Below are 15,352 nucleotides of genomic sequence, written 5' to 3'. Positions count from 1 at the left end.
TGGCGCCACCACCGGCCGCCCGGCTGTTAGCGTTGCCTGCATGACACCCTCGCGATACCGGCGCCCACTGATGATCTGCGCAGCGGTTGTTGCCATGCTTTCCCTCGTGGCGGTGGGAGCCGTCATGGCACTGGCCTTCGCAGGCTCCGCTGCTCCGGCCTGGGTCACTGCCACTGCCCTGTACGGGTTGCCTATGGCGTTCCTGCTGATGCTTTTCCTGGTGCTGGACAGCGTGGCGGGCCGGCGCCGGGCAGGAAAGTCCGGCGGGCGGTAACGTTGGACTGATGTCCCTTATTCGCGCGCTCAGCAAAGAACTGGAAGCACGCAGCGATGACTCGTTGCGGGCGCTCTTTGCAGCGCGGCCGGACCTTATGTCCCCCGCCGTTCCTGACTTTTCCGCCCTGGCCGCGCGGGCAAGTGCGCGGGTCAGCGTCCAGCGCGCGCTCGAGCGGCTTAACAGGCCACAAATGCAGGTGCTGGAAACGCTGCATCTTTGTACCAACACGGACACCGAACACAGCGCCTCGGCGGCGGGCGTCCGGAAACTCATTCCAGGGTCCACGGTGGCGGCGCTGGAACGCATCCTGGCCTCGCTCCAGGAACTGGCTCTGGTGCACCGGGCAGAGCCGCCGCATGGAACGGCGGTTTCGGGCCACCGCCAGCGCTACTACCTGCCGGTGGGAAGCCTCAAGGACGTGGTGGGAATCTATCCTGCGGGGCTGGGGCGCAGCTACACCGAGCTGGTCAGGCTCCAGCCCGCGTTTGCCCAGCGGGCAGTCCAGCTCGTTGCCGAGCTGCACCGCAGCGGCGTCTCCATCCAGAACGCCACCACCCCCATGGAGGCAGCCCTCGCGCTGCAGCATTGGACATCCTCGCCCGAGGCACTCGGCGAGGCTTTGGCCGGAGCCCCGGAACGCACGACGGCGTTGCTCGCCAAATTCCGCAACTGGGCCATGGGTGCCGTCCCGCAGGCGCAACGGAAGGCGTCGGTCTCGAACCAGGGCGCCGACGTCGGGCCCGTTGACTGGCTCCTGGCCCGGGGCCTGCTGGTCCCCCTGGACGCCGCGCACGTGGAATTGCCGCATAGCGTGGGATTGTCGCTGCGTGGCGGCGCCATCATCAATGACTTCTCCCTGTCCCCGCCGGTTCCGGAGCTGGGCAGCACCACCGCTGCGCTTCGCCGGAACGCGGCGCTGGGCGCCATCGCCGAAACCCTCCGGCTGGTGGGTGACCTCCTCCACGCCGTCCGCGAACAGCCGCTGGCCACGCTGCGCAGCGGCGGCGTCGGTGTACGGGAAATGAAGCGGCTTGCCGAGACGCTTCGCATCGACCAGCACCGGGCGGGCCTGCTGCTGGAGGTCAGCGCCCTCGCCGGCCTGTTGCGCCTTGATGTGGACTCGTCCTCGTGGGTGCAGCCCCCGCAGCTGGAGTGGCTGGCCCTCCCCCGCCAGGAGCAGTGGCTGTGGCTGGTCAATGCCTGGCTCGCGAGCGAGCGTGTGCCTTCACTGGTGGGTCAGCCCGCTAACGGCCCCGGCGGCGTTCCCGCCGCGCACCGTGCCCTGGCCGGGAACACCGTTAATGCCCTTTCGGCAGAGGCGCAGCGGCCGGACGCCCCCGTGGTCAGGAAGCGGATCCTGGAAATCCTGGAGGAACTCACCCAGGAGGCTGCCGCTGCGGACGGCACGGCACCGGTCCTGGATGCTGCGGCCGTCCTCCAGCGGGCTGAATGGACGCAGCCGCGGATGGCCCGCCGGTTCAGTTCCCTGATCAGGGGTGTGCTCGCGGAAGCGGAGCTGCTCGGACTGATCGGCTCCGGTGCGTTGAGCCAGCTGGGCAGCGCCATTGCCGAAGACAACCCGGACGAAGCCTTGGGCATCCTGGGCGAGCATCTGCCTGCGGCACTGAACCACGTCCTGCTTCAGGCGGACCTGACCGCAGTTGCCCCGGGCTACCTGGCTCCGGAGCTGGCCGAAAAGCTACTGGTGATGGCCGACGCCGAGGGGCACGGGCCCGCCACTATCTACCGGTTCTCCGCTAACTCGGTCCGGCGGGCGCTGGACGCCGGGCATGACGCCTCGAGCCTGCTGGAGTTCCTGCGTGAGCATTCGGCCACGGCCGTGCCCCAGCCCTTGGAATACCTGGTGGAGGACACGGCGTCCCGGCACGGCCGGCTCCGGGTGGGAACGGCCGCCAGCTTTATCCAAAGCGATGATGAGGCAACGGTGCTGGAGCTGGCGGCGGAGTCCAAAGCGGCCGGCCTGGGGCTGGCCCGGATTGCGCCGACGGTACTGATCTCCACCGCTCCGCCGCGGGAAACAGCCCAGGTCCTGCGCGGACTGGGCCTCTCGCCGTCGGTGGACCAGGCCGAGCCCGGAGTGGTCCGGCTCCGCCGCACTAACAATGTTCCCGGCAGCGCCCGCCCCATCTACACGGCGCCGCGGACCGCACCCGCCGAGGACGACGTCGCCGCGCAGCTGGCCGTCCTGCGGAACAGGCGGGCTGAAGCCTCCGGAAACCACGTAGGCCCCGTGGCTGGCTCCGGCGAAGCTGCGACCCAGCTTGGGCTGGAGACGCTGCAACGGGCTATCCGGCTCAAGCAGCGCGTGAGCATGAACGTGGTGGACAGCCAGGGGAATTCCTGCCTGGAGACAGTTGTTCCCCTCTCCGTAAACGGCGGACGCGTCAGGGTCTTTGATCCTGCCAAGGAAACCGAGCGCGTGCTCTCCATCCACCGCATTATCGACATTGAGGCCGCAGAAGAACTGCGCCAGTGAAGGACTGCCCCGCGTGAACGACGGCCCGCTGATCGTCCAAAGTGACAAAACCATCCTGCTGGAAGTGGACCACGAACTGGCCACCGAGGCGCGCCACGCCATCGCCCCCTTCGCCGAGCTCGAACGCGCCCCGGAGCACATGCACAGCTACCGCCTGACGCCTCTGGGCCTGTGGAACGCACGCGCCGCCGGCCTGGACGCGGAGAAGGTCCTGGACACGCTGCTCAAATACTCGCGGTTCCCCGTGCCGCATTCGCTGCTGATCGACGTCGAAGAGACCATGTCCCGGTACGGGCGGCTGCGGCTGGAGAAGGACCCCCAGCACGGCCTGGTGATGCGCACGGACGACTACCCCGTGTTGGAGGAGGTCATCCGGGCCAAAAAGATCCAGCCCCTGCTGGGGCCGCGGATCGACGGCGAAACCATTGTGGTCCACTCCTCACAGCGCGGCCAGCTCAAGCAGCTGCTCCTGAAAATCGGGTGGCCGGCGGAGGATCTGGCCGGCTACGTGGACGGCACACCCCACCTGATCGCCCTGAACGAGAACGGCTGGAAGCTCCGCCCGTACCAGCAGCTCGCCACCGAGAATTTCTGGGCCGGCGGTAGCGGCGTGGTGGTGCTGCCCTGCGGGGCCGGGAAGACGCTGGTGGGTGCCGCGGCCATGGCCACGAGCTCCACCACAACCCTAATCCTGGTGACCAACACGGTGGCAGCCCGGCAGTGGAAGGACGAGCTGCTCAAGCGGACGTCCCTGACGGAGGATGAAATCGGCGAGTACTCGGGCGCGGTCAAGGAGGTCCGCCCGGTCACCATCGCCACGTACCAGGTCCTCACCACCAAACGCGGCGGCCTGTACCCGCACCTGGAGCTGGTGGACGGCCACGACTGGGGCCTGATCATCTATGACGAAGTGCACCTCCTGCCGGCGCCGATCTTCCGGATGACCGCGGACCTGCAGGCCCGCCGCCGGCTGGGCCTCACCGCCACCCTGGTCCGCGAGGACGGCCGCGAAGGCGAGGTCTTCAGCCTCATCGGGCCCAAACGGTACGACGCGCCCTGGAAGGACATCGAAGCCCAGGGCTACATCGCCCCCGCGGACTGTGTGGAGGTCCGCATTGACCTGCCCCGGGACGAACGCGTGGCCTATGCCATGGCCGAGGACGCGGACAAGTACCGGCTGTGCGCTACGTCCGAGTCCAAGACCCTGATCGTGGAACAGCTGGTGGCCCGGCACCAGGGCGAGCAGCTGCTGGTGATCGGGCAATACATTGACCAGCTGGACGAGATCGGCGAGCGCCTGCAGGCTCCCGTCATCAAGGGCGATACGTCCGTCAAGGAACGGCAGAAGCTCTTCGCTGCATTCCGGGCCGGCGACGTGAACACGCTGGTGGTTTCCAAGGTGGCCAACTTCTCCATCGACCTGCCCGAGGCCTCGGTGGCCATCCAGGTCTCCGGTTCCTTTGGGTCGCGGCAGGAGGAAGCCCAGCGGCTGGGCCGGTTGCTCCGCCCCAAGAAGGACGGCCGGGCGGCCCGCTTCTACTCTCTGGTTGCCCGGGACACCCTGGACCAGGATTTCGCGGCCAAGCGGCAGCGCTTCCTGGCAGAGCAGGGCTATGCCTACCGGATCATGGACGCCAAGGATGTCGGCACCGTCTGACGGCCACCCGCTGTTCCTGTCCGGCGATGGGGATGGCCATGCCACGGCGGGCTCCCCATGGAACACCCACCATCCATTCAGAAAACTCACAGTTTCTGGGAGCATGATGGGAGCATGAAGAAGACCGGCCCAGAAGCCAAGCTGCTAGTTGTTGATGACGAACCCAACATCCGCGAGCTGCTGTCCACCTCGCTCCGCTTCGCAGGCTTCGAGGTGGTCTCTGCCGCCAACGGCCGTGACGCGCTGGCCGCCGCCGAGCTCCACGCGCCCGATCTGGCGGTGCTGGACGTGATGCTGCCGGACATGGATGGCTTCACCGTCACCCGCAAGCTGCGGGCTTCGGGTAAGCACTTTCCGGTCCTGTTCCTCACGGCGAAGGACGACACGGAGGACAAGGTCACCGGCCTCACAGTAGGCGGGGATGACTACGTCACCAAGCCGTTCAGCCTGGACGAGGTAGTGGCCCGCATCCGTGCCGTCCTGCGCCGCACGCAGCCCCTGCTCGACGACGACGCCGTGATCCGGGTGGACGACCTGGAGCTCGACGACGACGCCCACGAAGTGCGCCGCGGCGGCACCGTGATCGAACTGTCCCCCACGGAATTCAAGCTCCTCCGGTACCTCATGCTGAACCCCAACCGGGTGCTGTCGAAATCCCAGATCCTTGACCACGTCTGGGAGTACAACTTCAACGGCGACGCCTCGATCGTGGAGTCCTACATCTCCTACCTCCGGCGCAAGGTGGACATTGATCCGGACGCACCGGCACTGATCCAGACCAAACGCGGAGTCGGCTACGTGCTCCGGACGGCAGAGAAGCGCTGACCTTGCTGCAGCGGTGGAAATCGGCCTCGTTGAGGTCCCAGCTGGTGGCCATGATCATGGCACTGCTGATTGTTGCGCTGACCTCAACCGGCGCCGGCACCCTCACGCTGCTGCACAGCTACCTCCAGGCGCAGGTGGATGACAAGCTGTACGCCGCCGTCGACCTCGCCAGCAAGCAGCGCTCGTTCACCCAGCTGCAGGCACCCACCAACCCGATGGTCCCCACTGACTACTCGCTGATCCTGTACACCCCTGGTGAGGACCCCCAGCTGTTGGGCGGCGATCCGGATGACCATCCCGACATCGCAACCATCTCCGTTGAGGACGCCCAGAACCGGGGCACCCGCCCGTACCAGGTCAGGGGCACCGACGGCCAGAACTGGCGGGTGGTCGCGGTGACCGTGCTCTATATCGGCCGTCCCGCCGTCGTTGTCATCGGCTTGCCGCTGCAAAGCGTGGATGATGTCCTCAAGCACGCCACCCTGGTGGTCACCGGCGTTGGCCTGCTCACCCTGCTGCTGGCCTCCCTGATCGCCAGCTGGACCGTGTCCCGGTCATTCCGTCCGCTGGCCAAGGTGGAAAAGACCGCAGCCGCCATCGCCGCGGGCGACCTTTCCAGGCGTGTGGACGTCGAAAATCCCGGCACTGAAGTGGGGCGGCTCGGGAGCTCGCTGAACGCCATGCTGGCACATATCGAGACGGCCTTCGCCGCCCGGACAGCCTCCGAAGGCAGAATGCGCCGGTTCGCGGCCGACGCCTCCCACGAGCTGCGTACCCCGCTCGTGACCATCCGGGGTTTCTCCGAACTCTACCGCCATGGCGCGCTGGCCACCGACGAGGACGTGGCCACGGCCATGGGCCGAATCGAAAGCGAAGCCAAACGGATGGGTTCAATGGTGGAGGACCTCCTCCTGCTGGCGCGGCTGGACGAACAGCGCCCGCTCCAGCAAAAGCCCGTGGACCTGCAGCTGATTGCCCACGATGCGGTGGTGGACACGCAGGCAAGCGACCGCTCGCGCCCCATCTCCCTGACCGGTCTTAGTGACGATCCGGCCGCCCCCGCGCCGGTGCTCGGTGACGAAGCAAAACTGCGGCAGGTGGTGGGGAACCTCGTGGGGAACGCCCTGCGCTACACCCCGGACGGCAGCCCGATCGAACTAGCCGTCGGGGTCCGGACCTCCGACGGCGGGCAGCCGCTCGCGGTGATCGAGGTCCGTGACCACGGCCCTGGCATCTCCGAAGAGGACGCGTCCAAGGTGTTCGAGCGTTTCTACCGCGCGGACACGTCCCGGACGCGCGAGACCGGCGGAAGCGGCCTGGGGCTCGCGATTGTCGCGGCCATCGTGGGATCGCACGGCGGGTCCGTCAGGGTGGAAAAGACCGACGGCGGCGGGGCCACGCTGGTGGTCAGCCTGCCGGTCCGGGACGACGCCACCGACGAGGCTCACGCCGGCGATGACCACGTGGGGGAAGCCCACCCGGGCGCAACGGCCACGCAGGATGGCGATCCTGTGGACGGAGGCCACGGAGATGGCAAGGTTATCCACATATAGCCATGGAGCGTGGCGTGCGGGCAGTGCCCGTCCGTAGGCTCGCTGTAGTGGCCCGGAGCAGCCGGGCGGGCAGCAGATGCTGTCCCACTACTTCGAGAGGCAGCAAGCCATGAGCATCATTTCCGTGGACACCGAACTCCTTCAGCTCAAGTCGGCCAACGTCAAAGCAACCGTGGATCGGATCAGCTCGGACGTCCAGACCATGAAGCGCGGCCTGGACGAACTGCAGTCCACCTGGCGGGGCTCGGCTGCCAACAACTTCCAGGCCCTGGTGACCGAGTGGACACTCACCCAGGGCAAGGTGGAGGCATCGCTGGCATCCATCAACATGGCCCTGGCATCAGCAGCGTCCACCTACGCCCAGGCCGAGCAGGGCAACACCCAGCGCTTCAGCTGAGTCCGCAGCCGAAATGGCTTCTACGCCTCCGGCGTCCCCTGGCGGAATCGGAGCCGCCATCTGTTGCCGTCCAAGACCCACAGTGAGCTATGGAGAGCCGTGCCTGAGCGCGAGTAGCTTCGGCACGTCAGCAGGATCGCGCTGGTGCCGATGCGGTCCGCACCCAGGATCTCCAGTTCAGTGTGCTGCCCTGGTTCCTCTTCCAGTGCCATCATCGTGGCGTCACGGGTCCATACCCTGCCCGAGGTTCCGATCTCCATAAAATCAGGGTGCAGGAGGACGCCGGTGCGGCCGATGTCGCCACGGATGTCGGGGCCCGACAACTCGCGTTCGAGGGCCTCGACGATCGCTTCGGGGCTCATCTCGGCCCCGGCGGACTCCGACGGGATGAAGGAGTCGCTCTCCAGCTCGCTGAAGAGGTCCGGCTCGTCGTAGGGGCTTTGGTTGAAGAAGTCCTGGCCGTACGAGCCCTGACCGTCGGAGCCAGCACCGCCGGCTGTGGTGGCGGCCTGAAGGCTGGCAGGAGTGGCGGCGTCGGGGCTGGTCAGTGCGGTGACTGCCCCAGAGCTGACGGCAACCCGGCTATCAACTGCTGGGCCAACCGCTGCCGGGGCTCCCGCGAAGCCCGGGCCTGAACGCGCTGCCACACCCTGCTGGTACGCGGTGGCCGCTGCACGCGCGCGGACATCGGCTGCCTCATTGAGGTCGTGGCCTGCGTGGCCCTTGACCCATTCGAAGGTGTATTTCCGGCCGACGATTTCCCGGTCAAGTTCCTTGAGCAGCTCCACGTTCAGGACGGGTTTGCCGTCGGCCTTCCGCCACCCCTTGCGTTTCCAGCCCGGCATCCACTTTGTGATGGAGTTGATCACGTACTGGCTGTCGCACAGGACCCTCAGGTCCTCCTCCGGGACGTGGGCGGTGGCACGGAACAGATCCAGGACGGCCATCAGCTCGCCCTGGTTGTTGGTGCCGTGCGGCCATCCCCCCGCACGCCAGCAGTCGTCGTTCACATACCAGGCCCAACCGGCCGGGCCGGGATTTCCTAAAGCCGAACCGTCGGCCGCTGCAGTAATTGTCACTTAACCATCCTGCCAGACAGCGCCGACAACCGGTTCACCAGCCCTTGGGAAACCGCTTACCGAAAAGCCTTGACGCCGAAGCCGAAGCGCGGCAGAATCGGAATCCTGACCGGGAAAGCGCTTTCTCAGTCGAGGCTTCCCCACCGGCACCGACGCCGTCACGGGACACGCTCCGGGGTGGACCTCCACCCTTTTGAGGAAGGCACATCAATGAAGATTCGGGCCATCAGCCGCAGGACGTTCCAGTTCGGCGCAGTCGCCGTCGCTGTCTCACTGCTCGCCACAGGCTGCGGTGCACCCGCCGGCTCCAGCGAAACCAGCGAAGTCACCCTGCGTTTCGCGTGGTGGGGCAACGAGTACCTCAACGCCCAAACAGAGAGAGCCATCGACGCGTTCGAGGCGGAACATCCCAACATCAAGATCGAATCCGAGCCGGGCGAATGGGCCAGCTACTGGGACAAACTAGCCACCACGACCGCGGCCAATGACGCACCGGATGTCATCCAGATGGACCAGAAATACATCGCCGAGTACGGTGGCCGAGGGGCGCTGCTGGACCTGGCCAAACAGGGCGGGATCGACACCTCCAAGCTGGACAAGGAATCACTGGAGTCCGGCCAGTACGACAACGCACAGTTCGGGTTGAGCACCGGGAAGAACGCCTACGTCATCATGGCAAACACCAAGGTCTTTGAGGCAGCAAACGTGCCTGTCCCCGACGACACCACCTGGACTTGGGACGACTTCATGGACACTGCCGCGAAACTCAGCGCGGCCGGTGACGGGAAGAGCTACGGCGCAGCCTATGGCAGCAACGAGGCGGACCTCATCATCTGGCTTCGGCAGCACGGCGAGAACCTCTACTCCCAGGACGGAAAACTGGACTTCGACACCGCTACGGCCGCTTCGTTCTGGGAACGGCTGAAGGAACAGCGCGATTCCCAGGCGAGCCCGCCGGCCACGGTGGCCACCGAGGACTCCGGCGCAGGCCTTGAGGAGAGCCTGTTCGGCACCAACCGGGTAGGCATGGCCTGGTGGTGGACTAACCAGCTGGGATCGCTGGAAACCACCACGGGCAGCAGCATCAGGATGCTCCGCGCCCCCAGCACCGACGGGAAGTCTGCGGACAACGGCATGTACTACAAGCCCACCATGTTCTGGTCCGCGTCCTCACGGTCCAAGCACCCGGAAGCCGCCGCAACCTTTATCAATTACCTGGCCAACAGCCCCGCGGCAGGCGCGATCCTTATGACAGACCGCGGAGTCCCCAGCAACTCTGAGATCGTCGAGGGCATCACACCGGCGCTCAAGCCGGCAGACATCACTGTGGTGGCCTTCCTGAAGGACATTGCGCCGGACATCGCCGACGCACCTCCCGTCCCGCCGGTGGGTGCCGGCAGCGTCCAGAACGTCATCAAGCGGTTTACCGATGAAGTCCTGTACGACCGGCTGACTCCCCAGGCAGCCGCCGACGCGTTCAAGAAGGAAGTCGAAGGGATGCTGGCCACGGCCCGCAAGTAGCGAAAACAAATGCGGCCCCCTCCAGTGGAGGGGGCCGCATTATGGTTTGCGCGGAACGTAGTCCGGGCGCTGGGGACTAGAAGCCGCCCATGCCGCCCATGTCGTCGCCGCCACCCATGGCCGGAGCGTTCTTCTCCGGCTTGTCGGCCACAACGGCCTCGGTGGTGAGGAACAGACCGGCAATGGAAGCCGCGTTCTGCAGGGCAGAGCGGGTTACCTTGACGGGGTCGTTAATGCCGGCAGCCAGCAGGTCGACGTATTCGCCGGTTGCTGCGTTCAGGCCGTGGCCTGCAGGCAGGCCGCGGACCTTGTCGACAACAACGCCAGGCTCGAGGCCGGCGTTGAAGGCGATCTGCTTCAGCGGGGCGTCGATGGCAACGCGGACGATGTTCGCACCCGTTGCTTCGTCACCGGTCAGGTTCAGGTTCGCGAACGCCTTGGCGCCGGCCTGGATCAGCGCAACGCCGCCACCGGCGACGATGCCTTCTTCAACAGCAGCCTTCGCGTTGCGGACAGCGTCCTCAATGCGGTGCTTGCGTTCCTTGAGCTCAACCTCGGTTGCGGCACCGGCCTTGATGACTGCAACGCCGCCGGCCAGCTTGGCCAGGCGTTCCTGCAGCTTCTCGCGGTCGTAGTCCGAATCGGAGTTTTCGATCTCGGCACGGATCTGGGAAACGCGGCCAGCGATCTGGTCGGCGTCGCCGGCACCTTCAACGATGGTGGTCTCGTCCTTGGTGACAACAACCTTGCGGGCGCGTCCCAGGAGTTCCAGTCCGGCGGTCTCCAGCTTGAGTCCGACTTCCTCGGCGATGACCTGGCCACCGGTGAGTACAGCGATGTCGGCCAGCTGGGCCTTGCGGCGGTCACCGAAGCCCGGAGCCTTGACGGCAACGGACTTGAAGGTGCCACGGATCTTGTTGACGATCAGGGTGGCCAGGGCCTCGCCCTCGATGTCCTCGGCAATGATCAGCAGCGGCTTGTTGGACTGCATGACCTTTTCCAGGACAGCAACCAGTTCCTTGACGTTGGAGATCTTGGAGTTGACGATCAGGATGTACGGGTCCTCAAGGACCGTTTCCTGGCGCTCGGTATCGGTAACGAAGTAAGCGGAGATGTAACCCTTATCGAAGCGCATGCCTTCGGTGAGCTCGAGCTCCAGGCCAAAGGTGTTGGACTCCTCGACGGTGATGACGCCTTCTTTGCCCACCTTGTCCAGGGCTTCAGCGATCAGGGCGCCAATTTCGTCGTCACCGGCGGAGATGGAGGCAGTAGCCGCAATCTCTTCCTTGGTTTCGATTTCCTTGGCGGAGGCCAGCAGCTCAACCGTGACGGCCGCTACAGCCTTCTCGATACCGCGCTTGAGGGACAGCGGGTCAGCGCCGGCCGCGACGTTGCGCAGGCCTTCCTTGACCAGGGCCTGCGCCAGCACGGTAGCCGTGGTGGTGCCGTCGCCAGCGACGTCGTCCGTCTTCTTGGCAACTTCCTTGACCAGCTCGGCGCCGATCTTTTCGTAAGGGTCGTCCAGCTCGATCTCCTTGGCGATGGAAACACCATCGTTGGTGATCGTGGGGGCGCCCCACTTCTTTTCGAGGACGACGTTGCGTCCACGCGGGCCGAGGGTGACCTTGACGGCGTCGGCGAGGATGTTCAGGCCCCGCTCAAGACCGCGGCGTGCCTCTTCATCAAATGCAATGATCTTGGCCATAACGGCAGTAGTCCTTTCGGGACAGTCGTTAAGAATGAACCTCTCTGCAGTGCCCGCGACGGACGATCCTTCACCGGCGGCCTCTGTATGCCGCGGCTGGGGATCTCACTCCAGCTAGGTATTTCTCTCGCTCCACGACCGCCGCCAAGCCCGATGCCGGACAAACCGGACGTTGCTTTAGCAGTCGGTACGTAGGAGTGCTAACTCAATAATTAGCACTCCCTAGGTGAGAGTGCAAGCGAAAGGTCCCGCAAATGGCCCTGTCAGGGCGGCCCGTTCGCCACCGGCGATCAGCCTGCGGCCCGGCCTGCCGCCTCACGGCCGCTGAGCACTGCCCTGTTGTCTGCGCCGTAGGTGAACACCATGTAGTTGGCCGTGGTGATGTCACCGTTGGCGTCGAAGGCAACCGGCCCCGATTCGCCGTCGTAATTAATGCCTGCCCCGGTCTTCAGGACCGCGAGGCAGTCGGTGTAGGACAGGCACGGCTTGGTGGCCGGGCCCGAGGCCTGCGCGGCGGGCTGCCCGCCTGCTGTCCCGCCGGAGACGGCGATCAGGTTGGCGGCGATGGAGCGGCCGGCATCGTCGTCAGCCTTCGCTGCCGCCAGAACCGCCAGATTCACGGCGTCGTAGGTCTCTGCGGCGAACGAAAGGTCTTTCAGGGCAGGGTTGACCGACACAAGACGGGCCTGGAAGTCCGCAGACGGCAACAGGCCCGGCACCACTGCACGGGCGCCGTCGAGCGCCTTGGATCCAAGTCCCGAGCCGTACTGGGCGAAGGCACCGTCGCTCAGGATGATGCTCTTGCCCGAAAGTCCCGCGTTATTGAGCTCTGCGATGGCGCCCTGGGCGTCGTCCCTGGCGATCAGCACTACAGCGTCAGGAGTGGCGGCCTTGGCAGCAGCTGCAGCGTTACCGGCGTCGCCGGGTTTGAATGCGGTCGTGGAAACGGTTTCCAGGCCGGCGTTCTTGGCGGCACCGGTCACCGCGGCCGAAACGTCCTTGCCGTAGTCACTGTCCTGGTGGACCACGGCAAGGCTCTTGGCGCCGCCGTCCTTGGCCAGCTTCACCAGCACCGAGGCCTGGGCAACGTCCGCCGCGGCCGTCCTGAAGTAATAGCCGCCGCTCTTGTAGCGGGACAGGCCGGCAGCGGAGTTGGCCGGCGACACGAGCGGGACGCGCGCGGCCGAGAGGACGTCGATGGCGGCGGCGGCGTGACTCGAATCCGTGGGGCCGATCACCGCATCAACCTTGGCTGAGGCCAGATTCCTGGCCTGGGCGTCGGCGCCATCACCGGCGCCTACCACCAGATCTACAGGCCTGCCCTTGTGTCCGCCGGCCGCATTTATTTCCTTGATTGCCAGTTGGGCCGCGGCGAGCTGCGAGTCGTTGAGGAAGGCCTGCTCCCCTGTGCTGTCCTGGATCAGCCCGATCCGCAGCGTGCCGTCACCGGATGCTTCAGCGGAGTCAACGCGGGCGTTGCCGCCAGCCCCAGCGCAGCCGACCAGGGCGAGCAAGAGTGCCGCCCCTGTGGTTGTGAGGACGATTGTTGAACGCAAGCTGCGGGAGATCACTGAGCGGGCCGGACGTTTTCTGCCTGCGGGCCTTTCTCGCCTTCGCCGACTTCAAGCTCGACGCGCTGTCCCTCATCCAGGGCGCGGTAACCTTCGCCCTCAATGGCCGACCAGTGCACAAAGACATCGTCCGCGGAGCCGTCCACCGTAATAAAGCCGTAGCCCTTTTCGGCGTTGAACCACTTAACCGTTCCCAATGCCATGATGTCCACTCTTTTCCGTCGTGCCGTCGGTCCCCGTCGGAAGTGTGCCGCTTGTTACGGACCGAAGCCTGAAATCACTCTAGCGACAAGCTATCCGGCGGGCCGAACCACACGGCCGCTCCGGTGCCCAAAAGTTATTCGGGCGTGACCGCGAGACGCTACTGGTAGCCCGGCCCCAGGACAACAACCAACGGCACCTGGAAGTCCTGGCTCTCCACCAGCGTGGGGATGTTCAGGAGTTCGGAGACTGCTTCGGCGTTGGCTTTCTGCGCCGGGCCCGAATAGAAGATCGCGGATGTCTGCTGCGGAGCGCCGCCCCAGTTCCCCACCTGACCCAGCGTCCAGCCATCGGCCTGGACCATCGAGCTGATGCGTCCGGCGAGCCCGGCCTTACCGGCGGCGTTGTAGATGGCCACGCCCTGGGTCTTGTCCAGCACAACCGCGGAGGGAATGTTACTGGGCGAAGCGCTGGGCTCCGCGTCAGGGCTATTGGAGGGCTCAGGGTCCGTGGAGGCTTCAGCAGTGGCCGACGGTGCCACGCTTGCCTCAGGGGCAGCGGTTGATTCCAGGCTGGTGGAGGCTTCACTGCCGGCCTGGGTGAACCCGAGCTTGGGAAGGATCAGGAAGGACACCACTCCAATGGCCAATGCCACAATCCCCACCGCGAGGATGGGCCACAGCTTCCGCCGGGCAGGCGCCGAGGCCGCACGGTGGACGCCCTGCCGCGAGGCGGACTCCGGAACCTTGTCGAATTCATCCCGAGCGTATTTGGTCATGGTGGGGAGACGTCCTTGTTGATTGCTGCTGATGGCTCAGCACGAGCGTGGTCAGGCGTCGGAACCCAGGCGTCGTGCAGTGCGTGCCCGGTGACGCGACGTACGTAGTCTACGCAATCTCTTGACCAACATGGGGTCGTGGGCCAGTGCAGCCTCGGTGTCGATGAGGGCGTTGAGCAGCTGGTAGTAGTGGGTCGCGGACAGATCGAACAGCTCCCTGATGGCCTGTTCCTTGGCCCCGGCGTACTTCCACCACTGCCGCTCCAGTGCCAGCATCTGCTGGTCGCGCTCGCTCAACGGGGAGTCGCGGAGGGTAAAGTCAGCCAGCAAAGAACCGCGCTCCTCCGGCTCCGGCATATGTTCCCGAGCAGGTTCCGCCACGGCACACCCCTTCGCTGGTCTCGCTGAATCACCGGTCAAGTTACAAAATCTCCTCCCCATGCTACGGCGTGAATAACACAGTTGTCATTTGCGCCCCGGCCGCGGCGTCCGGCAACCCTGCGAGAATGGGAGCGTGTTTGAATCTGACGCGCTGTTCGAACTGACAGCGGACCCGGCGGAGGCCGTTGGCTTTGCCGAGATGGCCGCCCTGCCGCTCAGTGAGCTGATGGCTGCCGACTGGGCGGAGGCGCTGGGCCCCGTAGAGAGTGAGCTGCGCGGCGTCCTGGGCTTCCTGGCCGCCGAAGTTGCCGCGGGGCACCGGGTGCTGCCGGCGCCGTCGAACGTTCTGCGCGCCTTCCGGCAGCCGCTGGCTGGCGTGAAGGTCCTGGTAGTGGGCCAGGACCCCTACCCGACTCCGGGCCACGCGATCGGCCTGTCCTTTGCCGTTGACGGGCGGACCCGCCCCATCCCGCGGAGCCTGGCGAATATCTACCGCGAGCTGGAGTCCGACCTCGGCCTTCCGGCGCGCGTCCACGGCGACCTGTCCGCCTGGGCCAGCCAAGGGGTCCTGCTGCTTAACCGGGTCATGAGCGTCCGCGCCGGGGCAGCCGGCTCCCACCGGGGCAAAGGCTGGGAGGTCATCACGACGGCGGCAGTCACCGCGGTGGCCAGCCGGCGCACTTCCGACGGCGGGCCGTCGCCGCTGGTGGCGGTGCTGTGGGGCAAGGACGCGGAGAGCGTCCGGCCCCTCCTGCCCGGCGCGGCGGTCGTGTCCAGCGCCCACCCCAGCCCGTTGTCGGCGTCGCGCGGATTCTTCGACTCCCGGCCCTTCAGCACCATCAACCAGCTGCTGCAGGACCAGGGATGCCCTGGCGTAACCTGGGAACTCCCTCCGGTCCCTTAGCTTAGG

General features: G+C 66.0%; 14 protein-coding genes. 8 read left to right on the top strand and 6 right to left on the bottom strand.

What is annotated here, in order from left to right; genetic code table 11:
• Positions 1-40 precede the first annotated feature (40 nt).
• From ACX80V_RS17350 to ACX80V_RS17325, 6 genes are all read left to right on the top strand, one after another.
• Positions 41-274 carry a hypothetical protein gene (locus ACX80V_RS17350; protein WP_485844186.1) on the top strand — a complete coding sequence of 78 codons (234 nt, stop codon included), beginning with the start codon at positions 41-43 and terminating at the stop codon, positions 272-274.
• Positions 275-284: 10 nt separating this feature from the next.
• The gene (locus ACX80V_RS17345; RefSeq protein WP_485844185.1) at positions 285-2,774 is read left to right on the top strand and encodes a helicase-associated domain-containing protein; all 2,490 of its coding nucleotides are present in this window, start codon (positions 285-287) and stop codon (positions 2,772-2,774) included.
• 13 nt (positions 2,775-2,787) lie between these two features.
• The gene (locus ACX80V_RS17340) at positions 2,788-4,431 is read left to right on the top strand and encodes a DNA repair helicase XPB (RefSeq protein WP_485844184.1); all 1,644 of its coding nucleotides are present in this window, start codon (positions 2,788-2,790) and stop codon (positions 4,429-4,431) included.
• 114 nt (positions 4,432-4,545) lie between these two features.
• On the top strand, positions 4,546-5,256 hold the full coding sequence (locus ACX80V_RS17335; RefSeq protein WP_058929981.1) for a response regulator transcription factor: 711 nt from the start codon (positions 4,546-4,548) through the stop codon (positions 5,254-5,256).
• A gap of 2 nt (positions 5,257-5,258) precedes the next feature.
• Positions 5,259-6,809, top strand: a complete 1,551-nt coding sequence (locus tag ACX80V_RS17330; protein WP_485844183.1) for a sensor histidine kinase — start codon at positions 5,259-5,261, stop codon at positions 6,807-6,809.
• A 109-nt stretch (positions 6,810-6,918) separates the two neighbouring features.
• Positions 6,919-7,206: a WXG100 family type VII secretion target gene (locus ACX80V_RS17325; protein WP_058932786.1), complete on the top strand. Its 288-nt coding sequence runs from the start codon at positions 6,919-6,921 to the stop codon at positions 7,204-7,206.
• Positions 7,207-7,226: 20 nt separating this feature from the next.
• On the opposite strand, the gene ACX80V_RS17320 is transcribed toward ACX80V_RS17325, so the two are convergent.
• Positions 7,227-8,285: an RNase H family protein gene (locus ACX80V_RS17320; RefSeq protein ID WP_485844182.1), complete on the bottom strand. Its 1,059-nt coding sequence runs from the start codon at positions 8,283-8,285 to the stop codon at positions 7,227-7,229.
• 210 nt (positions 8,286-8,495) lie between these two features.
• Here ACX80V_RS17320 and ACX80V_RS17315 point away from each other — a divergent pair, with 210 nt between their 5' ends.
• Complete coding sequence (locus ACX80V_RS17315) at positions 8,496-9,806, top strand: ABC transporter substrate-binding protein (protein WP_485844181.1); 1,311 nt, start codon at positions 8,496-8,498, stop codon at positions 9,804-9,806.
• A 76-nt stretch (positions 9,807-9,882) separates the two neighbouring features.
• On the opposite strand, the gene groL is transcribed toward ACX80V_RS17315, so the two are convergent.
• From groL to ACX80V_RS17290, 5 genes are all read right to left on the bottom strand, one after another.
• Positions 9,883-11,511, bottom strand: coding sequence for a chaperonin GroEL (gene groL, locus ACX80V_RS17310; RefSeq protein ID WP_058929984.1), 1,629 nt, complete (start codon positions 11,509-11,511; stop codon positions 9,883-9,885).
• A 290-nt stretch (positions 11,512-11,801) separates the two neighbouring features.
• Entirely contained in the window at positions 11,802-13,067 is a 1,266-nt protein-coding gene (locus ACX80V_RS17305; protein WP_485844180.1) for an ABC transporter substrate-binding protein, read from the bottom strand.
• A gap of 11 nt (positions 13,068-13,078) precedes the next feature.
• Entirely contained in the window at positions 13,079-13,285 is a 207-nt protein-coding gene (locus tag ACX80V_RS17300) for a cold-shock protein (RefSeq protein ID WP_157768943.1), read from the bottom strand.
• A 158-nt stretch (positions 13,286-13,443) separates the two neighbouring features.
• A complete protein-coding gene (locus tag ACX80V_RS17295; RefSeq protein WP_485844179.1) occupies positions 13,444-14,061 on the bottom strand; it encodes a LytR C-terminal domain-containing protein in 618 nt (205 codons plus the stop codon).
• Between the two features lie 51 nt (positions 14,062-14,112).
• Positions 14,113-14,442: a DUF3263 domain-containing protein gene (locus ACX80V_RS17290; RefSeq protein WP_058929987.1), complete on the bottom strand. Its 330-nt coding sequence runs from the start codon at positions 14,440-14,442 to the stop codon at positions 14,113-14,115.
• Positions 14,443-14,575: 133 nt separating this feature from the next.
• On the opposite strand from ACX80V_RS17290, the gene ACX80V_RS17285 reads away from it, so the two are divergent.
• A complete protein-coding gene (locus ACX80V_RS17285; RefSeq protein WP_485844178.1) occupies positions 14,576-15,346 on the top strand; it encodes a uracil-DNA glycosylase in 771 nt (256 codons plus the stop codon).
• Positions 15,347-15,352 lie beyond the last annotated feature (6 nt).

This window comes from Pseudarthrobacter arbutini (assembly GCF_054510915.1).
This window is presented reverse-complemented; position numbering and strand designations above follow the sequence as displayed.

Excerpts from the sequence above, each read along its gene's own strand:
- ACX80V_RS17350 (WP_485844186.1), top strand. The coding sequence starts at position 41 with ATGACACCCTCGCGATACCGGCGCCCACTGATGATCTGCGCAGCGGTT.
- ACX80V_RS17345 (WP_485844185.1), top strand. The coding sequence starts at position 285 with ATGTCCCTTATTCGCGCGCTCAGCAAAGAACTGGAAGCACGCAGCGAT.
- ACX80V_RS17335 (WP_058929981.1), top strand. The coding sequence starts at position 4,546 with ATGAAGAAGACCGGCCCAGAAGCCAAGCTGCTAGTTGTTGATGACGAA.
- ACX80V_RS17325 (WP_058932786.1), top strand. The coding sequence starts at position 6,919 with ATGAGCATCATTTCCGTGGACACCGAACTCCTTCAGCTCAAGTCGGCC.
- ACX80V_RS17315 (WP_485844181.1), top strand. The coding sequence starts at position 8,496 with ATGAAGATTCGGGCCATCAGCCGCAGGACGTTCCAGTTCGGCGCAGTC.
- groL (WP_058929984.1), bottom strand. The coding sequence starts at position 11,511 with ATGGCCAAGATCATTGCATTTGATGAAGAGGCACGCCGCGGTCTTGAG.
- ACX80V_RS17300 (WP_157768943.1), bottom strand. The coding sequence starts at position 13,285 with ATGGCATTGGGAACGGTTAAGTGGTTCAACGCCGAAAAGGGCTACGGC.
- ACX80V_RS17295 (WP_485844179.1), bottom strand. The coding sequence starts at position 14,061 with ATGACCAAATACGCTCGGGATGAATTCGACAAGGTTCCGGAGTCCGCC.